Below are 21,577 nucleotides of genomic sequence, written 5' to 3' on the forward strand. Positions count from 1 at the left end.
ACCCTGAACCGGGCGTATTGTTAGCAGGCACGACGGTAGCCGATGTCGTGGCGGACGATACGACGAGCGTCGTGTTACCCATGCGGCAACTCTTCCGAAAGATAGAATCCGAAGTGGTTGTTACCGAAGGAGATCCCAGGCGTATTACCGGTATCGAAGCCCGGTTGTTAGGAGTGGCGGCGTCCATCGACTTGCGCACGGGCGAAGTGACGGGCGTTGCGGCTATCGTGCCGTTTCCTTTTGTCCGGTTGGAAGGAAAACTGGTCGGTGCCGTGTGGGTGCCGGGAATAATTCCGGGAACGGCACAGCGTATGGCCATGACACTTACCTTCAGCGATGGCAGGACAGAGACGGTGGAAACCGACCTTAGCGAAATGTTGAAGGATTTCAATGCCGACAAACTCCATCCCATGCGTCTTACCGGTGATGTATATGCACCGGTAAATTCCGAAACGGGCGGTACGATTATCGGCTGGACGGAGACAAGCGGCAGTGACGTAAATGCCGGAATGGAATAATCAAGTATAATCATAAACTAAAAACAAATAGCAGATGAAACAATTCACATCAACCCGGCTTTTCGCTGTCACGTCCGTGGTAGCAGCCATGCTCGCAGCAGGATGCAGCGAGGAGAACAATGAACCCGTCGGCAACGCCTCGAACGCTGCCATTGTCACCGCCTCTATCGGCAAGGCAGACAACGTGACATCCACCCGCGCCTCAAATACGGTATGGGATGCCGACGACTGTATCGGAATTTCCACCTCTTCCGCGAAGGGAAAAACAAACTATATCAATATCCAATACAAAACCGACGGCAGTGTTTTCAAACCCGTATCCGGTGCGGCGGGCGAAGACAACACCATCTACTTTCAGGATACGTCCCCGACAGAGTTCACCGCTTATTACCCCTACGAGGGTGTGAACGGCACCAAGCCCGGCAGCAACGGCGTCATCACAAGAACCCTCACCGTTGCCGACCAGAGCACGGCAAACCTGCCCGCCATCGACTATCTCTGGGCGCAGCAAACAGCCCAAAGCAGCAACCCGAAGGTCGATTTCCAGTTTTCACACCGCATGAGCCGCATCATCCTGAACTTCAAGGCGGGTGCCGGAACAGTACTCCCAACGGACGGGCTGACCTACACCCTCACCGGACTGGCAACGGAAGGAACTTTCAACACCCTCACCGGTGAAGCTCAAGCCACGGGCACGGCGTCCACCCTCGAAAAACTGCCCACCATAACCACCGCGGGACAGCCCACAGGCACCGCCATCCTCTGGCCGCAACCCGCAAACTCCGTGCGCCTGCAACTGACGCTGAACGGCACCACCTTCGGCGCCGCGCTCACTTTCCCATCCGGCACGGCGGGCGAAGCCCTTGCCCCCTCCACCTCCTATACCTTTAATGTAAACGTGGAGCGCACCGGCATCGAAATCAGCAAAGCCGATATTGAAGACTGGACGGACGGCGGCAGCAAGGACATCACCCTGCAGGAAGCCCGCACCCTGACCTACGACGCCAACGGCGGCACGGGCATGGTGAACAGCTCCAAAGTTCTTGAAGGCGCCACGACAACCCTGAACGACGGTGCCGCCCTGACGCCTCCAACCGGCAAAACCTTCGCTGGATGGAACACCCTGCCCGAAGGCGGCGGCGAGTTTTATGCCAAAAACAGCAAGCTGACGATGCCTGCCGGAAACCTCACCCTCTATGCCCTGTGGTCGGGCGATGGCTCTACGAAAGAAAAGCCCGTTCTTATCACGGATGTGCAGGGGATGAAGGACATCGGGGCGAGTGACGAAAATAGAAGGAAGCATTACCGCCTTTGCAAGGATTTGGTGCTTGATAACTGGGAGGCTATCCATTGCTACAGTGGAGGCAGCAGTAGTGAGCCTTTCCTTGGAACATTCGATGGCGGAGGGCATACCCTTACCCTCAATGGGGTGAAGGGGATACGGGCAGTATTCGGTAACATCAGCAACGCCAGCTATTACTTTTTTTCTCTCTTTGCCAATATTCAAGGGGGAGAAGTGCGCCGCCTGCGGGTGGACGGGCAGATAACGGCGGACGGCACCGATGAAAGCACATATTACTACGTGGGAGGAATCTGCGGGTATAACCTCGGCACCATCACCGATTGCATCTCCAATGTCACGGTGACTGCAACGGGAAAGATGGACGTCCTTAAAGCCGGAGGCATCGCGGGAGATAATAGCGGTGGGAACATCTTCAATTGTTATGCCACCGGAGAGATAGAAAACACGGCTACTGCCGAAGACGTGGATTTGGGAGGCATTGCAGGAGCTAACAACAGCCGTATAGCCAACTGTGCCGCACTCAACAGCAGCATATCAGGCAAGAATGGGCAGAAAAATACCCGCATCCACCGCATTACAGGAATCAGCGGCGGTTACATAGTCAACAACTATGCCTCGGCAGTGCTGACCGCTTCCGGAGAAAAAGGACCCGATAAACTGGACGGTGCGGACTGCGATGCCAAGCCTGCCGCCTCGTGGTGGACGGGACAGGGCAGATGGGCGGATAGCTACCAACATCCCGAAGGCTACACCGACACCTTCACCCCCTGGGATTTCACCACCACCTGGGAAGTCACCGACGGCAACCAGCCCGTGCTCCGCCGCAAGTAGCCGCGCCCACCATTCATCCAAATAAGAAATAAAAGAATAAGAGAATATGAAGATACACAACCATATCATCCCGAAAGCCATCCGGCGGCACAGCATCCGCCTGTGGCTTGCCACGGCGATAACGATGACGGCAACGCTGGCAGTCCTCACCGGGTGCAGCGCGGACAACGAGCCGGAAAACCCTACCGGCGGTGACGGCACCTCCGTCACCTTCGGCGCCACCATCGCCACACGCGAAGGGCACGACAACGGCAATGCTCCCACTTCACGTGCCATCCCCGACGGAACCTTCGAGGAAGGCGACTGGATTCTCGTCCACATAGACGGCGAGCGGAAAGTCTTCGTTTACCGCACAGCCGACGGCGGCTTTGTACATGACCCCAGTATTTCCAGCCTGAACATCGACCCCACACCTCCTGAGTGGAAAAGCGGGGAAACCGGAAAAGATGTCCTTGCTTACGGGCCCACAGGAGTTATCATGTATGATGTCAATGAAGGATATGTTTTTCAATGTGCTGTCGCCAAAGACCAGAGTAAAGATAAAGATTATGAAGGACGTGATTACGTCTATGCCGCACAGTCGCTCGACCGCGGCAACCCCGCACTCACTTTCCGCCACGGCATGACGCGCGTCGTCGTCCGCCTCCGCCCCGGCGGCTCCCTCACCAGCGAGGAAGTGGCAGGTGCCTCCGTGCTGCTGGGCGACAAGAATATCTTCCTAGTAGCGGACATCGACCCCCAGACCGGGACATTGACAGCCCATGTCCCTACCGGAGGGAATCAGTTGCAACCGCAAACCGTCACCCCTCACCGTTGTGCCGCCACCCCCACGGGCTACGCTGTGGCCTACGAAGCCCTGCTGCCCCCGCAGGACGTGAGCGGCAAACTCTTCATCAGTGCCCGGCTCTCCAACGGCACTGAACTGGGGTATGCGGCGGAGAGCGGCAGCATGCTGGAAGGCGGACACGAATACATCTACAACGTGACCGTCGAGGAAAACCGCCTGGTAGTGACGGTGACCGACAGCGACGTGCCCTGGCAGGACGGCATCCTGACCACGAAGATCGACGGTAAGGAGTTCCGCCTGATACGCACGGCGGAAGACCTCGCACGCTTTGCCCGCGATGTGAACGGGGACGGGGTGACGCCGGGCTCGGGAAAGACTGACCTCAACGCCCTGCAAGTGGCGGATATCGACTTGCAGGAACTGGCCGGGTCTGAAGACGACGCGCTGCGGGCGCTGGCGGCGGACTGGGTGCCGATAGGCAGCAGGGTGGGCAGCTTCGGCATTCAATACACAGGCATCTATTGCGGCAACGGGTACACCGTCTCCGGGCTGCGCATCAAATCCAATCACGGGGCAGGCAGTAACGGCCTCTTCGGCTCTGTCACGGGTAATGGCGCCCTGCTGACGGGCATCCACCTGCGGGACGTGGAGATAACGGGCACAACCGGCAACAGGACCGGCGCGCTCGCCGGCTATGTCAGTGGCGCAACGGTGACCCTTTGCTCGGCAGAGGGGAAGATAGAGGCCACCTTAAGCTCCGGCGGCGCCTCCGTAGGCGGGCTGGTGGGCAATGCCGGTAACTGTTCCGTCAACCGCTGCCATACGAAGGTGGATATCCGGGCGGAGGTGACGCTGAAAGGCGGCGGCAGAGCCTGGGCGGGGGGAATCGTGGGATGGAACTTGGCCAACGGTGACGGTAATACCAGCACCCTCTTTGCCTGCCGGGCGGAGGGGAGCGTAAGCCTCACGGGGGCGGGGACGTCCACCGACGCGCAGCCCCTCTGCGCCGGGGGGATAGCCGGGAAGAACAACAACAACAACGACTACAGCAACACCGATGCCAATATCCTGGCCTGCGTGGCGACGGGCGCCGTCACGGCCGCCTATACGGGCGCGGACGCCGTGCAGGCATGGGCCGGCGGGCTGGTGGGGTATCTCGGCGAGGGGGGATACCTCCTGTACAGCTACGCCCGGGGCACGGCTACGGCCACGGCGGGAGGCAACGCCTCCGGACATGCCGGCGCCATTGTGGGGGGATACGACGGTAGCAGCGCCGTGGACTTTTGCTTCGGCGCGGGAGAAGGAGGCAAAGGGACGTCGGGGCTGGAGGAGCGCGTAGGCGATATTGCCTATAACACGGCGCCGGGAGATAGTGAGATATGGAATATAATAACAAGTAGTGATTGGATATTCCCCGGTATCTCCACCACCTTCTACGACGCCTCCGCCACGCCTGCCTACGGCATCAACGTAAGTGAAAGGAATTATAACTCCGATGTCTGGCTGCGCGACGACCGCTGCTGGCCCGTGCTCGATATGGAGAATAATGGCAACTGATAATTCTCCGCCGCCAGCTATAAACTTAAAGACTAAGAAAATGACAAACCTAAAAAACGATAGATCGATATGATACGCAACATCTTTTTACTAATGCTCTCTGCCCTATGCGCATGGAGCTGCACCGACAATCTCCCCGGCGACGAAGCGCCTACCGACGACCGCCACTCGCTCAACATCACCGTGGGCCCGAAGCCCGCCTTCACCGACGGCACCCTGACCCGCGCCGACGGCACACCCCTCGCCCAGACCCGCGTCGCCCAGACCGACGACGCCACGAAGTGGGAAGAGGGGGATGTGGTATGGCTGTATGCCACATTTCAGGATACAGAGGGTAATATAGGTACCTTCTACTCCGCCTTAAAATACACCGACACCACATGGTACTACCTCACCAAGACAGAAGCCGGCGAGATGGGACTTAACAACGATAACTCTTTCAACCGTATTATTCTCCCCGATGGATACACGGTTATAGACGTCTTGGGCTACTATGCAGGCAATGGCAAGCCGGGTAAGAACGGGTTGATCACTATCCCGGCTCCCAGTAGCGATACCTCTGTTCCGGTAATGGAGGCTTCCGGAGAGCGTTCCATCCAGGGCGATTCCTGGTCGTTCAGCTTCACCTACTGCTGCTCCCGCCTGCGCATCCCCGCCGGCTACAGAGTGCAGATGGCAAATTACAGATACTATGCGAGCTATGACCTACCTGGTGGTGACCTGAATATTAAAACCGCCGCCACCCCTCTCGACCTCCCTGCCGCCGACGCCCCCAGAGACATCTTCCTCCTCCCGGTTGCGGACGATCAGGGTATCCCCGTCCCCATCACTCTCACCCGGAGCGGCGCCACGTGGACTTTTACGCCCCAGCCCGGTACCACCACCAGTGCCACAGACTACTCCGGCCAGTCCTACACCCTTCCCGACCTCGCGCCCGGCGGAGTGACGCCCGGAGGAATGTAAGAAAAAGAAAAAATATAAAACAGAAAGGAGGCATAATAGCAGAAAAAGAAAACCAATAAAAACACTCCTATGCCGGACGGGAGCAAGTGCCCGGCAAAATTTTCGACTTATTTCACAGACAACAAAAATCCCGTTCACACAGGTTAAAGCGGACTTAACCTCTGTCTATCACCTGTGAACGGGATTGAAACCATACAAACAGACCAAACACTAAATGAAGCAAATAAAAGGAATAAAACCATACCGTAAAATAGCCATCGGTTACGCCATCATTGCTTTGCTAACAGGCTGTATCGTATGTGTATATCTGAATGGCTGGCAAAAAATGGAAATGCTGAAAGTAGATTCTGAACGTCTCCATCTGCTTCGCCGGGAAATTCACGATGCTTATGTACGCATGACGGAACTTTCCCTTCTCGGCGAAACTGTAATGGATTGGAGCCAAACAGACCCAATCACTTATCGTTCCCAACGTATGGGGCTTGACAGCATATTGCGCAAATTCAAGACCATTTATCCGAGTCAACGCATTGACAGCGTACGACGTTTGCTTGCCAATAAGGAGAAACAACTCTATCATATACATGAAATATTAGAAAAACAAGAAGCCACCTATGAACAAATAGCCCTGCAAGTTCCTATAATCACAAAAAAAAGCGTACAGGAACCATCCAAGAAAAAAAACGGCGGTTTCTTCAGATTTTTCAAGAAGAAAACGCCCGAAATAAATACTACAACTACAATGCTCTATTCGTTAAACCGGAATGTCATAAGTAAACAACAAGAACAAAACCACCTATTAGCGGAGCTTGTCGATAGCCTGACTAACCGAAACCATCTTTTGAACCGACAATTAAAGGAATTAATCCAACAAATGGATAAAAAGGTGCAAACGGACCTCTCTACCGGAGAGCAGGAAATAGCCGTAACTCAAAAAGAAGTTTTCCAATTGACAAGCGGGCTGATAGTAACCATTATGCTACTGCTCGTTTTTTCATATCTCCTTATATATAAGGATACGAAACGAATTAAGCGCTATAAGATGAAAACCGGAAAACTGATAGACAAGCTGGAACTAACAGTAAAGAAAAACGAAGAAATACTGGCAGCCCGCCGGAAAATCATGCTTACGATAACACATGAACTACGTACGCCGCTTACGGCTATCAGCGGATATGCCGAACTGATTCTACAACAACACGAAATGTCCAAACAGATACGATATATCGAGGCCATCCGAGGAGCTTCCGCACACATGGTGTCGTTGCTAAATACTTTATTAAATTTCTTTCGCCTGGATAGCGGCAAAGAGCAGGCAAATTCGATACCCTTCCGTTTGCAGGATATAACCGACACACTCGAAACCGAATTTCTTCCGTTGGCGGAAGAAAAAAAACTAACGCTGGAAGTAGATCCGTGTAAGGACACTGTGGTGATCGGTGATAAAGACCATATTATATTAATCGGTAATAATTTACTTTCCAACGCTATCAAGTTTACAGAACGAGGAACTGTCAGCCTAAAAACGATTTATGCGAATAATCTTTATTCCCTTATTGTAAGCGATACGGGAAGCGGAATAGACAAGGAACAGCAAAAGCGAATATTCGAGGCTTTTGAGCGTTTACCGAATGCCGCCACGCAAGACGGATTCGGATTGGGCTTGCCTATTGTGCAGAGTCTGGTGACCTTACTGAATGGAAGTATCAAACTGGAAAGCTCAAAAAATAAAGGCAGTATGTTTACCATAGCCATACCGTTACCAATAGCAGAGAATATACCTGAAACAAGCAAAGTACAAGGGAGCGCTTTACCTTCCCGTCAATTTTCCGTACTTGCACTGGATAATGACGAGGTTTTACTTGCCATGACGCAGGATATGTTCGCCTGTTATAATATTCCGTGCGATACCTGCCGGAATGTGCGTGACTTAATGGAAATGATACGGGTAAAACAATATGATTTACTAATAACCGATTTGAAAATGCCTGAAGTAAACGGTTATGAAGTTTTGGAATTATTACGCACGTCAAATGTAGGTAATTCCCGGTCTATTCCTGTTATTGTAGCAACAGCTTCGGGAAGCTGCCAGACGGAAGACTTTCTGACTGCGGGATTCTCCGCACACCTGAGCAAACCTTTTTCTTCTTCCGAATTGCTGGAGACTTCAGAGAAATGTATCGAAAGCAGTAAACAAGAAGAGGAAACAGACCTCTCCCCCCTGTTGATGTACGAACGGAACAAAGGTGAGATGCTGGATAAACTGATACGGGAAACAGAGAAGGATATGGAGCAGATAGCGGAAGCGAACAAAAATAACGACCGGAAGGCTTTGGACGAGAAAGTGCATCACTTACGCAGCTCATGGACTATTATTCATGCGGACAAACCTTTGCAGGATTTGTATAATATACTGCATGGTACTGAACTTTCAGAAGATAAATTGAGACAAGGGGTGAAAGCCGTATTGACGAAAGGAGAAGCTATTATCCGGTTGGCATTTAAAACGCAAGATTCTTATGCAGAAGATAATAGTGATTGAGGATAATCCCGTATTCTGCGATTATATATGCAATTATCTCCGCAAAAACGGGATGGAGACGGAAAAAACATACAGCGTTGCACAAGCCCGAAAATTGATAGAGGCTGCGGGTGAGGATGCTATCGTCCTTTCCGACCTGCGCCTGGCAGACGGAAACGGTATCGAATTACTGCAATGGATGCGCAAACAAGGGAAAAACCAACCTTTCATTATGATGACGGATTATGCGGAAGTTCATACAGCCGTAGAAACCATGAAATCCGGTGCAGAGGATTATGTTCCGAAGAAATTACTGGAAGAAAAAATACTCCCTTCCATACGGAAGTTACAAAAACGGTCGGAACAGATTTGCAGAAAAAAGGAAAACATATACGAGCGTAAAAGCGAAGCATTTTACCAGATACGACAACGTATCCGGCTGGTTGCCCCTACGGATATGACGGTATTGATATTCGGAGAAAACGGAACGGGAAAAGAATACATCGCCGAGAAAATACATCTCCAAAGCAAACGGACGGATAAACCTTTTGTACCGGTGGATTGCGGTTCGCTCTCCGTCAATCTGGCACAGTCTGCTTTTTTCGGACACGCAAAAGGTGCCTTTACGGGCGCGGACATGAAAAAGGCGGGGTATTTTCAGGAAGCAGAAGGCGGTACGCTTTTTCTCGATGAAGTGGGAAACCTGCCTTATGAAACACAACAGATGTTACTGCGAGCCATACAAGAGAGGAGATACCGTCCGATAGGCGCGAAAGAAGACCTGAATGCCAATATACGGATAATAGCCGCCACTAACGAGGATTTACAAACGGCGGTAGCAGAGAAGCGTTTCCGGCAGGATTTGTTATACCGTCTTCAGGACTTTACGATACTTGTCCCTCCTGTACGCGAATGCAAAGAGGATATTCTGCCTTTGGCCGATTTTTTCCGGGAACAGGGCAACCGGGAGTTGGGAAAAGCCGTATGCGGCTTTGATACCTCTGCCCGGAAAATCCTGCTGACTTATATGTGGCCCGGAAATGTGCGGGAAATGAGGCAAAGGGTACAATCTGCCGTATTGCTGAAAGAAAACGGGCTCATTTCGGAAGAAGAACTGGAAATCGGCAGTAAACAAGCAGATGTCCCGGTTTGTTATTCGCTCAAAGATGAGAAGCAGGAAAAGGAACGTATAAGGCAAGCTCTTGAACAAGCAAACGGGAACCGGAAGATAGCAGCACAGCTATTACAGGTGAGCCGTACCACATTGTACAAAAAGCTGGAACAGTATGGTATGCTATAAAAATGAAAGCCGGATAATGAATATTCGAGTGAAAATTCTATCTTTGCATAGAGATTTGAGGAAAACAGGCGGAAGAGCATAACTTCTGCCTGACGAGATAGACATAAGACCGCAAGGCGTTTCAAGCGTAAATCTGGTAAATCGAAACTGAAAGAAACTCATTGCGTGATAGCTTATGCTATGCCTTTGCATAGCGTGCAGTCACGTATTTCTTTCAGGGGCTTACCAGAGCCTACGCTTGAAGTAGTGTGATTTGCACGCTACTTTTTTTGCTTTTCGGTAAACCACTAAATAACCGGTTATGGCAAAAATTAAATTACTCGCCGTACTTTCTCTGGACGGCTGTTTATCGGAAATGAACAGGGAATCCCGCTGGTGGCTCCGCCCCGAAAGCTATGGAATCACGGAAATACGGGATAACGCAAGTCTGGAACTGACTTCGGATATTTCCCTTTCTATGTTGATAAACTGGAAAATGAACGAGGATGACACGGTGTGTTATCTGATTGAAGCGACCACCAATACAGCGGAATTTATCAACGGTATGCTGCGTATGCGGCTGATAGATGAAATCATCCTTTATACCGTTCCTTTTATTGCCGGAACGGGACAGCATTTGTTCAAAGCAACTCTTCCCACCTCTTACTGGAATTTCACAGAACAATGTACTTATAACGGAGGCATTTCACGGACGATTTACCAACGGTCAGGAGCTGAAGAATAAGCGGAAGTGTCCGGTTTATATACACTCCGTATCGTAAAGCGTGTCCATATTATTTACATTTGTTCAGAATGTTTACACGTTTTATGGGGGCTGAAAGGCGTTGTAAGAAAAGTTTTTGTCGCAATACCGTTGGTAATCAACAAGATATGTGGATTTTTTTTGCTTTTCCACTTAGCGGGAACGGCTTTTGTCCTTTTACTTTCTGTGCGCACACTGAAAACAAAGTGTTGAACTTCAAAAACAGAAAGAATAATGGATTATCTTATATTAACGGAAAACGAATTTTTCCGCCTGATTCATAATAGACAGGATTGCTCCGGCGTGGATGCGGCGTATAATGAGTTTGTGAAATGTGTTGTCGAACTGTGTTCCGGTTGCCACGACCTGCATCACTCGCTGTTCGCCATGACGTATGCGGAAATAGAATTGCAGTACCACGAAATGCAGAACGCCGCCGCTGCATCGGAAAGCGGGCTGAACGTGTATGTCCGCAAAGCTCTTGCCTTCATCCGCAAGATGCTGAAACTTCTGACTATCCAAGTGCCACCACTAACATCCACCTCTTTTAATTCTCCCAAAAATTCTGTTCCTGCCTCCGTCACTTCCGCCTTCCGCTGGACTGGAAATGCCGTCGATCTGGTGGAAATCATCTACGGTATCGACGAAATGGGCTGTATCAATAACGGTGATACACCGATAGGTGAACTGGCGGCTTTCTTCTATGCCCTCTTTGGCGTGGATTCAAAGGAGTGCTACCGCTTCTATACGGACATCAAACGCCGCAAGAATGATAGCCGGACGTATTTTCTGGATAAGATGCAGGAACGATTGAACAAGCGGATGCAGCAGGATGATGAGAAGGAACGGATGAGAAGATGAAAGTCGTCGGGTGGATGGGGTGGCTGTATGGAGAAAAAAGTTGGCAATGCAGGACGGAAGGCGTAATTTTAAGGTGAGATAATTAAAACGGCGGAACCGAAAAGCCGAAGATGAGTAGGGAGAAAATAAATTATTATGGACTATTCTAAGTTAGGCAGGTATTTATTTGTTTCTATGGATAAAAACCAAAAAGTTGGTAGTATATATTACGAGAATGGTAGGATGAGGCTCGTGCATGAAAATGGACCGACTGTTGATCGGCATAATAAAGATGATGTTGCATATTTTGTAATACCTAATTATAGCTACCCTCGATTTAATGGTAATGAGACCTTTAATAATATCTATTTAGAGATTATAAGTAACGGAGGATATTTATTGAATGTTACAAGTGGAAAAATTGAAACAGAGGTTAAAAGAGTTATAGGTTTTAATTCTAATGGAATTATTAGCTTACAACAAGTTAAAAATACAATGTGCCTATATGAAGTATATCTGCAATTAAAAAACAATAACATATTGACTTTTAACGGAGACCATCTTTCTCGTGGTTATCCTGTAAATATAAATATAAATGATAACTTACGAGTTTATAAGGATATGTTTTATTATGCATATAACAAGCATTCAATAGATACTGGTAATGATGCTATATATGGTTGTTTTTACGGGTATTGGTGGTACAATAACTTTCAACTTCCTTTCAATATTCATAATCCATATGAATATAAATGACAACGATAGAGCTACCTGAGTAACAATATACGCATCTATCAACAAGCTACCTAAGAAATTAGGGATAACAGTTAGACAATTAAATCAATAACATGATAGTAGAAATATCTAATCTCCAATAAATGACGGTCACGGCTATAATAGCTCTGACCGTCATTTATTTTAAAAGCATTATTTCTGTTGAAGCAGGTGGGCAAGTGCAGGGTCATTCTTGATACGTTGCAACTCATCGGAAACTATCTGCCGGACTTCCGTCTTGATGCGGTTGTAATTCTCTTGAATCTTCTCTTTCATGCAGTCCTTGCCGTCGGAGTCGGTGAAGTCGGTAATGATGGGGATAGGCTTGTAAGCCTTTTCCTCTTGCTTTACCTTCGCCGAATCTACCACGATTTCGCAATGGAAGATTTTCTGCTCTATCCTTTCATCGAAGTTGTCGGATACCGAACCGACAAACATTCCCTGCGTCAAGCCGGAGATTTTAGAGGGAGGAATGAGAGCGTCCATCTGCGTGTTGATAGAGGTGGAAACATCCTGCCGGTTGATGGAAATGGACTGGCGTTTTTGTAGTACCTTGCCGAACCGCTCGGAAAGTGTCTTGGCAGTTTCACCGACAACCTGCCCGGAAAAGATATTCCCAACGGTGTTTATCACGACTTTGGCTTCCTTGTCGCCATAATCGCGAATGAGCTGGGAGAAGTCCTGAAAGCCCAGACAAACCGCCACTTTGTTGGAACGGGCGGTCGCAATCAGGTTATCCAAACCTTTGAAGTAAATCGTGGGAAGCTCGTCGATAATCACGGAGGATTTGAGTTTTCCCTTTTTGTTTATCAGCTTGACAATGCGCGAGTTATACAATCCGAGCGCTGCGCCGTAAATGTTCTGCCTATCCGGGTTATTTCCCACGCAGAGGATTTTCGGCTCTTCCGGGTTGTTGATGTCGAGAGAAAACTCACTATCGGACATCACCCAATAAAGCTGCGGGGAAATCATTCGGGAAAGCGGGATTTTTGCCGAAGCAATCTGACCCTGAAGCTGTTCGGCAGCTCCGCCGAGCCATGCGTCCATGAAGGGAGAAAGATAGTTTTCGAGTTCGGGATAGCTGGTGAGAATGGGGAATATGTCTTCGTACCTGCGGTTCAACAGTTCGATGGCATGAGGAAAAGTGCAGTACTTTCCGTCTTTGTAAATGCGTAAAAACCAGATAATCGCGGCGAAGAGGATAATCGGGGATTCGACAAAGAAATCACCCTGCTTCTGCACCCATGTCTTATTGAGGTTAAGCATAATGGTGTACGCACTCTCATACGCATCCGTAATGTCTTCCATAAAGTCGGGATGAATGGGATTACAACGATGCGAACGACGGGGATCGTCGAAATTAATCACATAGAACTGCGGCTTGATCTTATACCCGTCCAGATGATTGAGTAAATGGTTATAAGCAATCATGGAAAGGTCGGGGAACTTGAAGTCGTAGATATATTGACTGTACCCTTTCTCAATCTGTTGCTTAATAAATTGATTTACAACCGCATAGGATTTCCCGCTGCCCGGACTTCCGACAACGATGCACGCACGTTGGGGATTTACGACGTTGATCCAGCCGTCGTTCCACCGTTTCTTATAATAGAAACGGGTAGGCAGATTGACGGAGTATTCGTTCTCGATTAAGCGGGTTTCCTGCATAAAACTTTCGTTCTCCGTATTGAAAACATCGTCCATGAGGTTGTGCTTCAATAACCGGGACATCCATAAGCCTGCCATCAGAAGGCAGATGTAACCTGCCGTCATGGTGGCAACATAAATCGCTGTATTCGCTTCTATGGGAAGCGGCAGGGAGAGTATCCACCAATTGAGGAAGAATAAAAGGAAGCCTGCGGCAAGTGCCGTCCAGATTCTTCCCCATGTGATCTTTTCACCTTTCACACCGTGCGTTCCCAGGCATGAGAGTGCAAGCAGCAGAACGGAGAACAGTTTCGTGTAGAGTATGCAGGAGAACAGCCCGGCGGTACGCTGGAAGTTCATCAATACCTTGTCCACCACACCTATGTTCACTCCCCATAGCCGGATGGCTTCGTAACAGTACCAGTACAGGTGCATGACTACCAATATAATGCTGACGGCACGCAGAAAATCCATGATTTTCGCGAGCGCTCTTAAATCGTCTTCTTGTTGTGACATAATTTAAACGGATTAGATTTTACGTTGTCTTTTCTTTTTCTTACGCTGTAACTTGCGGGCGAAAGCGTCCTCTTCCGCCTGCGCACCCGTAGAACCGGAGACGAACAGCCCCGCCGGAGAGCCGGATTCTCCATGACCGGTGGCGGCTTCCTGTTCTTCGGTTTGCACCGTCCCGCTTTCGCCGGGAATGGTAAACGGTATCGGTGCCTGGGCAGCAAATGGCAGGAAGAAATGTTCCTGCAAGGCATTGGCGGAAAGTTCCTTGCCCATGCGTGAGCCGTTGAGCACGCACCCGGTGCGGTGGTCGATGAAGGTTGCGCCATAGATACGCCCCGTATCGGTTTCACGCAGGACCACATCAACGCCTTTCTTTTCCAGCAAGGCAACAAATTCTTCCCTGCGGTGGGTTCGTTTCAAGGCAGCAAGGACGGTACGCATGGTCGGCTGAGTGAACTTCTTTTCCTCTATCTGTTTTTTGGAGAGGGCGAAGCGTTCTTCAATGGCTTTGTAGCCTGCCGCCTTGCCGATGCGGGAGGCTTTGAAGGGGTTACCCACTTTATTACCCTTGTCATCGGTTGCCGAATAGACCAGCCCGGCATACTCCCGCCCGTTCACTTCGCCACGGGCTTCTTCAACGGTAATGTTATAGAGGGAAAGCAGGGCACGGTATTCGCCAAAGGTCTGGAAACGATAGGATGCGGAAAGGGCTTTGACGGTGCCTGCCACCTGACGCTTGACGTCGCCCTGCGATACGTCCACCTTGTGCAGCGGGTTGTCGTGGCGTTGTTGCCGGCGGTCTGCCGGATGCAGCCCGTACTTCTTTTCCAGTTCGCCGGTGATGCGCTTGCTGCGGCGGAACAGGTAATCTTTGTTCAGCCGTTTGCCTTTCTCGTCCACATTCAGCGATACGATGTGCAGGTGGTGGCGGTCGATGTCCTCGTGCTTGTAAATCATATAAGGCTGGTCGCCGTAGCCGAGCTTTTCCATGTACTCACGTGCGAGGTTTTCGAGTTCGACATCCGTCAGGCGGTCGTCGGGGTGCGGGTTGAGGGAAATGTGGATAACCGTGTTACGGGTACGCACGCGGGCGGGCATACGGTTCTTGAAGTCTTCCACTGCCCGGCTTACGTCCACCTTTCCCGTTCCTTCATCAAAAATCTTGTTGGTGGCAAGGAGCTTGCCTTCGTCTTTGTTGATTTTCTCACCGTTATAGGCAAGTGCCCCATGAAGGGAATTGCCTATACTGATTTTTGCGACCATCGCTCTTCAAATTTATGGGTAAGTTCGACAATCTGACGGCTCAATGCGGCAAGTTCGACGGTCTGTTTTTCCAGTTTATAGAGCAAAGCCATTGCTTTTTTCTCGGAAAAACGGCTTTTGAGTTCCTTTACCGTCTGGTTGTAATTGTTGCCAATAGCCCGGTACTGCGCATGGAAAGCGGATAGTTTGGTGTAGTAATCGAGCAGTGTCTTGTCTGTTTGCAGCACGCGGAACGTGTCACCAAAGACACGCGCTTTGACAAAAACAGCTTTCGCGTACACGCCGGACTGCTCGAACATGGTGAGGAATTTCAGCCATTCGTCATTGTCAAAACGTACCATGACGCAGTGCGTCTTACGGCTCTCTTTGGGGTGTCTGCCCCATTTAGGCTTCGCCTGAATGTCGGCTACATTCGGAAATGCAAGCGAGCTTTCATTTTGCTCATTTGCACGACATTTCGTTTTTTCTTCTTTCATAAAACTGTGGATTTTAGTGGTGTCGCGACACAAGCCACAGCGAAAAAGCCAACGGCAGTTTGTAAGGGCGTACGACTTCGGAGTGAAGCCCCGCTCCCTGCAAGGGCAAGGTATTGTTTCCGGGAGTAACCGGAAACCCTTTGAGTTACTCAAAGGACACCTTGCTATGTTCTAATGAACATAAAAATCCGCCTACGGACGGATTAGGGAGTAACCTTGTTACCACTGCCGGCAGGCATCCGCTTTGAACCCTGTCGCTTGGGGGCAAAGGTAGAGGGATAAAGACATGGAAATGTGGCACTTTACTGTGCCAATCTGTGCCACTCGCTGCCAGAAGCTGCCACTTGCAGCGAAAGTGATACAAGCTACCAATTTTCTATTTTTCTTTGCCGCTGTAACGACCAAACGGCGGATAAAACATCGGTTGGAAACAACCTGAAAACCACCCGACGTAAGAAGATAGAAACCGCCGTACATGAATTTGCCGGTAGCTTAGAACCAACAACGATATATCGGAACGAACAGTGGTATATCGGAACCAACGGCGAAACGGCATAACCAACGGCGGAACATCGCAACCAACCAACGTTGGGCGCTTGGAACGGATGCCGGTATGGACAAACGGCGGCAGGTCGGTCGGTACAAACAAAACTCGGTAGAAATAAACTTATGTATAACCATTAAAATTTGTATTGGTATGAACGAACCTATTTACATCGCTTTCTCCACACAGAAAGGAGGAGCAGGAAAAACCACCCTTGCAGTACTTGTTGCCAGTTACCTGCATTATGTCAAAGGGTACAACGTGGCGGTCATAGACTGCGACTTCCCGCAGTACAGCATCCATGATATGCGGCAACGCGATATGGATGCCAGTATGAACGACGACTATTACAAGGTATTGGCTTACGAACAGTTCAAGCGCCTGAAGAAAAAAGCGTATCCTATCGTATGCAGCAAACCGGAACAAGCGCCCGAAGCGGCAAGGAAGCTGGTGAAGAAGGGAGAAGCCTTAGACTTCATTTTCTTTGATTTGCCGGGAACGATTAACAATCCGGGCATTGTCAATACCCTTGCCGCAATGGATTACATCTTTACTCCCATGTCTGCGGATAAGGCGGTCATGAGAAGCTCGCTGAAATTCGCGTCCGTCATTAACGAACATCTGATAACGACAGGCAAAACCCATATCAAAGGGCTATATCTGCTCTGGAATATGGTGGACGGACGGGAAAAAACGGACCTCTACGAGATTTACGAGAAAATCTGTGACGAAATGGCACTTACGGTTATGAAAACCAGCCTGCCGGACAGTAAACGGTTCCGCAAAGAAACAGCGACGGAACGTAAAGCGGTTTTCCGTTCGACACTGTTCCCTGCCGATAAGACACTGATACGGGGCAGTAACCTGAACAAGCTGGTGGAAGAGATACTAACCATTATCCGGAAATAAGGGCTATGGCAAAAAAGACAAAAGCGGAAGAGATAGACCCGAACTTTATCATCAATGCTTTCCGGCAGGATGATCCGACCATACCGCTATCGGCAAGGATAACGGGAACATCTGCCCAAGAAGAAACCGAACCGGAAGAGCAGCAGGAGGATACCGCAGCTTTGAGCGTTTCAACGGAAACGGTGAAGAACGAACCGGAACGGCGGCGAAAGCATAAGAGCCGGGAGCAGGAATACCTTGCCCTTTTCATGAAGGAAGCAACCATTCCCGCGCGGATGGGGAAAACGGTGTACGTGAGAAAGGAGTTCCACGAACGGATACAACTGATTCTGCGTATCATCGGGAAAGATGAAGTGTCGCTGTTCAGCTACATAGACAATGTGCTGGCACACCACCTCACGATGTTTGAGGAAGAGATAAAGAAATTATACACGGAGAATAGTCCGATTTTTTAACGACTTAAAATGAGATGCACTATGAAAAGTAAAAGGAACGATTGCTTGAAAAGATTTATGAAGACTTCCTGCAAATACACAAGAGAAAACGAGCTTCACAAAGAAGTGAGGCAGGAAGTGTATGAGGAGGAAAAGAACTACTGTAACAACCTGTTTGAGTAACCGGTCATGACAACCGTACTTGTATGCCTGCTCGTTCTCTATAACGCATGGCTCGTGACCTATCTGTTATGGGAGAAACGGCAGGGTGGGAAACGTCCCGGAGCGGACAACCCGCCACAGAAAAAAAGAACCGCCGATGCAACGGGGATTGTAGGGAAAAGCCTGTTCAGGATGGAAGAGGCAGCGGAGAAAGTGCCACAAGCTGCCACTTCCGGCAGAAGCGAGGAACTTCAGGAAGAGGATGTTACATTTGCCGACGAAATGCCGGAGGAAACGACCGGAAATGCCGACGAAGCGGAAAAAATGCCGCAGGCACAGATTCCCGATGATAAGTTGGACGAAGCATTCAGCGACGTGCGCATGGAAGATGTCGGGGTGGAATACGACGGCGACACGCCGGACGAAAAGGCGAAAATAGGCTATGCCAAAGGCGTGAGCTTTGAAGAGATTGAACGGGCGGTACGTACCGCCCAAAACCCGGAAGCGGATGAAACGGCACAACAACACGCCGGAATGGTGTTCAGCCGTATGGAAGGCAACGAGCTTTTCGACAAGCTGGTGCAAAGTTCCTCCACTATCGGGAAGAAGATAACGGGGCTGATGGATTACTACCTGAATAAACCTATTATTCCAAAGGGGGGGAGAATGGACGTTCAGGAAGCGCAGCCCCCAACCATGCCCGTGATACCCGACAGCGTCGAGGGTTTCAACATACGGGATTTTGTATGACGCAGTTTGTAAAACCATAAAAAGTGACGAACAATGAAGAAGATTGATTACGGTTAGGCGGCAACGCACACCACTAAATCCACCAGTTAAAAAGTCAGTATCAACCGCCGCAGGGACTATCCACCCCTGCGGCATAAAAAACAAGAACGATTTATGAATAAAAAACAATTATTCCTTTCGGCAGCCCTTCTGCTGGCTGCATCTTCCACCTTCGCGCAAGGCAACGGCTTATCCGGTATCACGGAGGCTACAAGCATGATGACCTCGTATTTTGACCCGGCAACCAAGCTCGTCTATGCTGTGGGGGCAGTCGTCGGCTTGATAGGAGGCGTGAAAGTCTATGGCAAGTTTTCATCAGGCGATCCCGATACCTCGAAGGTCGCGGCGTCGTGGTTCGGAGCGTGTATCTTCCTGATTGTGGCGGCAACCATCCTGCGCTCGTTCTTCCTTTAATTCCCATATATAATAATGTATAGGAACGATGGCAGAATATCCCATTAACAAGGGGATTGGCGCATCGGTTGAGTTCAAGGGACTAAAGGCACAATATCTGTTTGTCTTCGTGGCAGGCTTGCTGTTGCTCTTTGTCCTCTTTGTAATCATGTACATGATAGGTATCAGCCAGTGGGTGTGTATCGCCTTCGGTGCGGTTTCAGCCACGCTGCTCGTGTGGCAGACTTTCCGGCTGAACAAGAAGTACGGGGAACACGGGCTTATGAAGCTCGGCGCTGTCCGTAATCATCCTCGATACCTTATCAACCGCCGCCGTATCTCCCGCTTATTCAAGCGCAGTTTTACCAAACAGATTAAAAAGGAAGAGAAATTATGAGAAACCTATTAAGAGCCACTACATTGGAAAGCCGCTTCCCGCTACTTGCCGTAGAGCATGACTGCATCATTTCAAAGGATGCGGACGTGACCGCCGCTTTTGAAGTGACACTGCCGGAACTTTATACGGTGACATCGCCGGAATACGAAGCGATACATGCCGCGTGGTGCAAGGCGATGAAAGTGTTGCCGGACTTCAGCGTGGTACATAAGCAGGATTGGTTTATGCGTGAACAGTATAAGCCGGAAGTTCAGAAAGACGACATGAGCTTCCTTAGCCGTTCGTTTGAACGCCACTTTAACGAGCGTCCGTACCTGCGCCATACCTGTTACCTCTATCTGACAAAGACCACGAGGGAACGGAGCCGCAGGCAGAGTAACTTCAGCACGCTTTGCCGGGGCTTCATTATCCCGAAAGAGGCAGACCGGGAAAGCACCGCCCGCTTCATCGAAGCAGTGGAACAGTTCGAGCGGATTATGAACGACTGCGGGTTCATCGGTTTGCGCCGCCTGACGACAGAAGAGATTACCGGAACCGGGGAGTGTGCCGGGCTGATCGAGAAATATTTCTCGCTCTCGCAGGAAGAGAATACCTGCTTGCAGGACATCGCCCTTTCCGCCGAAGAGATGCGTATCGGCGACAACCGGCTCTGCCTGCATACACTTTCCCGTACCGAAGACCTGCCGGGAAACGTGCAGACGGACATCCGGCATGAGAAATTATCGACGGACCGGAGCGACTGCCGCCTTTCGTTCGCCAGTCCGGTAGGGTTGCTGTTGGACTGTAATCATATCTATAACCAATATGTGTTCATAGACAACAGCGATGAGAACCTGCAACGGTTTGAGAAGTCGGCAAAGAATATGCAGTCGCTCTCGCGCTATTCGCGCAGCAATGCGATCAACCAGGAATGGACGGACGAGTATCTGAACGAGGCACATTCATACGGGCTGATTTCGGTGCGTGCGCACTTTAACGTCATGGCATGGAGCGACGACATCGAGGAACTGAAGCATATCAAGAACGACGTAGGCAGTCAGCTCGCTACGATGGAGTGTATGCCCCGCCACAACACCATCGACTGCCCGGCATTGTTCTGGGCGGGCATTCCGGGCAATGCGGGGGACTTTCCGAGCGAAGAGAGCTTCTACACCTTCATCGAACAGGCGGTCTGCCTGTTTACCGAAGAAACGAATTATCAAAGCTCGCCCTCCCCTTTCGGGATAAAGATGGTGGATCGCCTGACGGGGCGACCGTTGCATCTGGACATCAGCGACCTGCCGATGAAGAAAGGCGTGATAACGAACCGTAACAAGTTTGTGCTCGGACCGTCGGGCAGCGGGAAGTCGTTCTTTATGAATCACCTCGTCAGGCAGTATTACGAGCAAGGCACACACATCGTGCTTGTCGATACGGGAAACAGTTATCAGGGACTTTGCGAGATGATACACCGCAAGACGGGCGGAAAGGATGGAGTTTACTATACTTATACGGAAGAAAACCCTATCAGTTTTAACCCGTTTTTCACCGATGACTACAAGTTCAGCGTGGAGAAAAAAGACTCTATCAAAACGCTGCTGCTCACTCTATGGAAAAGCGAAAACGAGGAAGTGACGAAGACGGAAAGCGGCGAGCTGGGCAGCGCAGTGTCGGCATATATCCGCAGGATTCAGGCGGATCACAGTATCGTGCCCTGCTTCAATACGTTCTACGAATATATGCGTGACGTGTACCGCAAGGAGTTGGCAGAACGGGACATCAAGGTGGAGAAGGACGACTTCAATATCGACAATTTCCTGATTACCCTGCGGCAATATTACGAAGGCGGACGGTATGATTTCCTGCTCAACTCGAAGGAGAATATCGACCTGCTTTCCAAACGGTTTATCGTATTCGAGATTGACGCGGTGAAGG

The 21,577-nt window shown here is 50.1% G+C and carries 21 protein-coding genes; 16 read left to right on the plus strand and 5 right to left on the minus strand.

The annotated features are described in order from the left end of the window. Positions 1-80 precede the first annotated feature (80 nt). From DXB63_RS18270 to DXB63_RS14340, 9 genes are all read left to right on the plus strand, one after another. Positions 81-518 carry a hypothetical protein gene (locus tag DXB63_RS18270; protein ID WP_233522868.1) on the plus strand — a complete coding sequence of 146 codons (438 nt, stop codon included), beginning with the start codon at positions 81-83 and terminating at the stop codon, positions 516-518. 34 nt (positions 519-552) lie between these two features. Beyond that, positions 553-2,652, plus strand: a complete 2,100-nt coding sequence (locus DXB63_RS14305) for a fimbrillin family protein (RefSeq protein WP_122127080.1) — start codon at positions 553-555, stop codon at positions 2,650-2,652. 46 nt (positions 2,653-2,698) lie between these two features. After that, complete coding sequence (locus tag DXB63_RS14310; RefSeq protein WP_122127081.1) at positions 2,699-4,996, plus strand: fimbrillin family protein; 2,298 nt, start codon at positions 2,699-2,701, stop codon at positions 4,994-4,996. A gap of 69 nt (positions 4,997-5,065) precedes the next feature. After that, on the plus strand, positions 5,066-5,959 hold the full coding sequence (locus DXB63_RS14315) for a hypothetical protein (protein ID WP_147332290.1): 894 nt from the start codon (positions 5,066-5,068) through the stop codon (positions 5,957-5,959). Between the two features lie 214 nt (positions 5,960-6,173). Further along, positions 6,174-8,501 (plus strand): ATP-binding protein, encoded by a 2,328-nt coding sequence (locus DXB63_RS14320; protein WP_122127083.1) that lies wholly within the window; start codon positions 6,174-6,176, stop codon positions 8,499-8,501. After that, positions 8,479-9,780: a sigma-54-dependent transcriptional regulator gene (locus tag DXB63_RS14325; RefSeq protein ID WP_369869629.1), complete on the plus strand. Its 1,302-nt coding sequence runs from the start codon at positions 8,479-8,481 to the stop codon at positions 9,778-9,780. The genes DXB63_RS14320 and DXB63_RS14325 overlap by 23 nt, the downstream gene beginning before the upstream one ends. A 301-nt stretch (positions 9,781-10,081) precedes the next feature. After that, positions 10,082-10,504, plus strand: coding sequence for a deaminase (locus DXB63_RS14330; protein ID WP_122127085.1), 423 nt, complete (start codon positions 10,082-10,084; stop codon positions 10,502-10,504). A gap of 252 nt (positions 10,505-10,756) precedes the next feature. After that, the gene (locus tag DXB63_RS14335; protein ID WP_122127086.1) at positions 10,757-11,383 is read left to right on the plus strand and encodes an RteC domain-containing protein; all 627 of its coding nucleotides are present in this window, start codon (positions 10,757-10,759) and stop codon (positions 11,381-11,383) included. Between the two features lie 135 nt (positions 11,384-11,518). Beyond that, complete coding sequence (locus DXB63_RS14340; RefSeq protein WP_122348309.1) at positions 11,519-12,118, plus strand: hypothetical protein; 600 nt, start codon at positions 11,519-11,521, stop codon at positions 12,116-12,118. Between the two features lie 171 nt (positions 12,119-12,289). Here the strand turns inward: DXB63_RS14340 and mobC are convergent, their stop codons facing one another. From mobC to DXB63_RS17820, 5 genes are all read right to left on the minus strand, one after another. Further along, positions 12,290-14,299: a conjugal transfer protein MobC gene (mobC, locus tag DXB63_RS14345; protein ID WP_122127088.1), complete on the minus strand. Its 2,010-nt coding sequence runs from the start codon at positions 14,297-14,299 to the stop codon at positions 12,290-12,292. A gap of 12 nt (positions 14,300-14,311) precedes the next feature. Then, a complete protein-coding gene (gene mobB, locus DXB63_RS14350; protein ID WP_122127089.1) occupies positions 14,312-15,559 on the minus strand; it encodes a conjugal transfer protein MobB in 1,248 nt (415 codons plus the stop codon). Then, complete coding sequence (gene mobA / locus DXB63_RS14355) at positions 15,538-16,035, minus strand: conjugal transfer protein MobA (RefSeq protein WP_233522870.1); 498 nt, start codon at positions 16,033-16,035, stop codon at positions 15,538-15,540. The genes mobB and mobA overlap by 22 nt, the downstream gene beginning before the upstream one ends. A gap of 219 nt (positions 16,036-16,254) precedes the next feature. After that, positions 16,255-16,512 (minus strand): hypothetical protein, encoded by a 258-nt coding sequence (locus DXB63_RS17815; RefSeq protein WP_147332291.1) that lies wholly within the window; start codon positions 16,510-16,512, stop codon positions 16,255-16,257. 15 nt (positions 16,513-16,527) lie between these two features. Next, the gene (locus DXB63_RS17820; RefSeq protein ID WP_147332292.1) at positions 16,528-16,716 is read right to left on the minus strand and encodes a hypothetical protein; all 189 of its coding nucleotides are present in this window, start codon (positions 16,714-16,716) and stop codon (positions 16,528-16,530) included. 16 nt (positions 16,717-16,732) lie between these two features. Between DXB63_RS17820 and DXB63_RS14360 the strand changes: the two genes are divergently transcribed. From DXB63_RS14360 to DXB63_RS14385, 7 genes are all read left to right on the plus strand, one after another. Beyond that, positions 16,733-17,488, plus strand: a complete 756-nt coding sequence (locus DXB63_RS14360) for a ParA family protein (RefSeq protein WP_122127090.1) — start codon at positions 16,733-16,735, stop codon at positions 17,486-17,488. Positions 17,489-17,493: 5 nt separating this feature from the next. Further along, positions 17,494-17,943 carry a DUF3408 domain-containing protein gene (locus tag DXB63_RS14365; protein WP_122127091.1) on the plus strand — a complete coding sequence of 150 codons (450 nt, stop codon included), beginning with the start codon at positions 17,494-17,496 and terminating at the stop codon, positions 17,941-17,943. 21 nt (positions 17,944-17,964) lie between these two features. After that, positions 17,965-18,105 (plus strand): hypothetical protein, encoded by a 141-nt coding sequence (locus tag DXB63_RS17985; protein ID WP_158563693.1) that lies wholly within the window; start codon positions 17,965-17,967, stop codon positions 18,103-18,105. Positions 18,106-18,111: 6 nt separating this feature from the next. After that, on the plus strand, positions 18,112-18,834 hold the full coding sequence (locus DXB63_RS14370) for a conjugal transfer protein TraD (protein ID WP_122127092.1): 723 nt from the start codon (positions 18,112-18,114) through the stop codon (positions 18,832-18,834). A gap of 153 nt (positions 18,835-18,987) precedes the next feature. Beyond that, positions 18,988-19,287 carry a DUF4134 domain-containing protein gene (locus DXB63_RS14375; protein WP_122127093.1) on the plus strand — a complete coding sequence of 100 codons (300 nt, stop codon included), beginning with the start codon at positions 18,988-18,990 and terminating at the stop codon, positions 19,285-19,287. A 28-nt stretch (positions 19,288-19,315) separates the two neighbouring features. Continuing rightward, positions 19,316-19,663: a DUF4133 domain-containing protein gene (locus DXB63_RS14380; RefSeq protein WP_122127094.1), complete on the plus strand. Its 348-nt coding sequence runs from the start codon at positions 19,316-19,318 to the stop codon at positions 19,661-19,663. Then, a partial coding sequence (locus DXB63_RS14385; protein ID WP_122127095.1) for a TraG family conjugative transposon ATPase occupies positions 19,660-21,577 on the plus strand: 1,918 nt, incomplete at its 3' end. The genes DXB63_RS14380 and DXB63_RS14385, both read left to right, overlap by 4 nt.

Origin of the sequence: Bacteroides sp. OM05-12 (assembly GCF_003438995.1) — a bacterium.
Taxonomy (GTDB): domain Bacteria; phylum Bacteroidota; class Bacteroidia; order Bacteroidales; family Bacteroidaceae; genus Bacteroides.

Excerpts from the sequence above, each read along its gene's own strand:
- DXB63_RS17985 (WP_158563693.1), top strand. The coding sequence starts at position 17,965 with ATGAAAAGTAAAAGGAACGATTGCTTGAAAAGATTTATGAAGACTTCC.
- DXB63_RS14330 (WP_122127085.1), top strand. The coding sequence starts at position 10,082 with ATGGCAAAAATTAAATTACTCGCCGTACTTTCTCTGGACGGCTGTTTA.
- DXB63_RS14365 (WP_122127091.1), top strand. The coding sequence starts at position 17,494 with ATGGCAAAAAAGACAAAAGCGGAAGAGATAGACCCGAACTTTATCATC.
- DXB63_RS14335 (WP_122127086.1), top strand. The coding sequence starts at position 10,757 with ATGGATTATCTTATATTAACGGAAAACGAATTTTTCCGCCTGATTCAT.
- mobA (WP_233522870.1), bottom strand. The coding sequence starts at position 16,035 with ATGAAAGAAGAAAAAACGAAATGTCGTGCAAATGAGCAAAATGAAAGC.
- DXB63_RS14315 (WP_147332290.1), top strand. The coding sequence starts at position 5,066 with ATGATACGCAACATCTTTTTACTAATGCTCTCTGCCCTATGCGCATGG.
- DXB63_RS17815 (WP_147332291.1), bottom strand. The coding sequence starts at position 16,512 with ATGTACGGCGGTTTCTATCTTCTTACGTCGGGTGGTTTTCAGGTTGTT.
- DXB63_RS14370 (WP_122127092.1), top strand. The coding sequence starts at position 18,112 with ATGACAACCGTACTTGTATGCCTGCTCGTTCTCTATAACGCATGGCTC.
- DXB63_RS14375 (WP_122127093.1), top strand. The coding sequence starts at position 18,988 with ATGAATAAAAAACAATTATTCCTTTCGGCAGCCCTTCTGCTGGCTGCA.
- DXB63_RS17820 (WP_147332292.1), bottom strand. The coding sequence starts at position 16,716 with ATGGTTATACATAAGTTTATTTCTACCGAGTTTTGTTTGTACCGACCG.
- DXB63_RS14325 (WP_369869629.1), top strand. The coding sequence starts at position 8,479 with ATGCAGAAGATAATAGTGATTGAGGATAATCCCGTATTCTGCGATTAT.
- DXB63_RS14360 (WP_122127090.1), top strand. The coding sequence starts at position 16,733 with ATGAACGAACCTATTTACATCGCTTTCTCCACACAGAAAGGAGGAGCA.
- DXB63_RS14380 (WP_122127094.1), top strand. The coding sequence starts at position 19,316 with ATGGCAGAATATCCCATTAACAAGGGGATTGGCGCATCGGTTGAGTTC.
- mobC (WP_122127088.1), bottom strand. The coding sequence starts at position 14,299 with ATGTCACAACAAGAAGACGATTTAAGAGCGCTCGCGAAAATCATGGAT.
- DXB63_RS14320 (WP_122127083.1), top strand. The coding sequence starts at position 6,174 with ATGAAGCAAATAAAAGGAATAAAACCATACCGTAAAATAGCCATCGGT.
- DXB63_RS18270 (WP_233522868.1), top strand. The coding sequence starts at position 81 with ATGCGGCAACTCTTCCGAAAGATAGAATCCGAAGTGGTTGTTACCGAA.
- DXB63_RS14305 (WP_122127080.1), top strand. The coding sequence starts at position 553 with ATGAAACAATTCACATCAACCCGGCTTTTCGCTGTCACGTCCGTGGTA.
- mobB (WP_122127089.1), bottom strand. The coding sequence starts at position 15,559 with ATGGTCGCAAAAATCAGTATAGGCAATTCCCTTCATGGGGCACTTGCC.
- DXB63_RS14310 (WP_122127081.1), top strand. The coding sequence starts at position 2,699 with ATGAAGATACACAACCATATCATCCCGAAAGCCATCCGGCGGCACAGC.
- DXB63_RS14340 (WP_122348309.1), top strand. The coding sequence starts at position 11,519 with ATGGACTATTCTAAGTTAGGCAGGTATTTATTTGTTTCTATGGATAAA.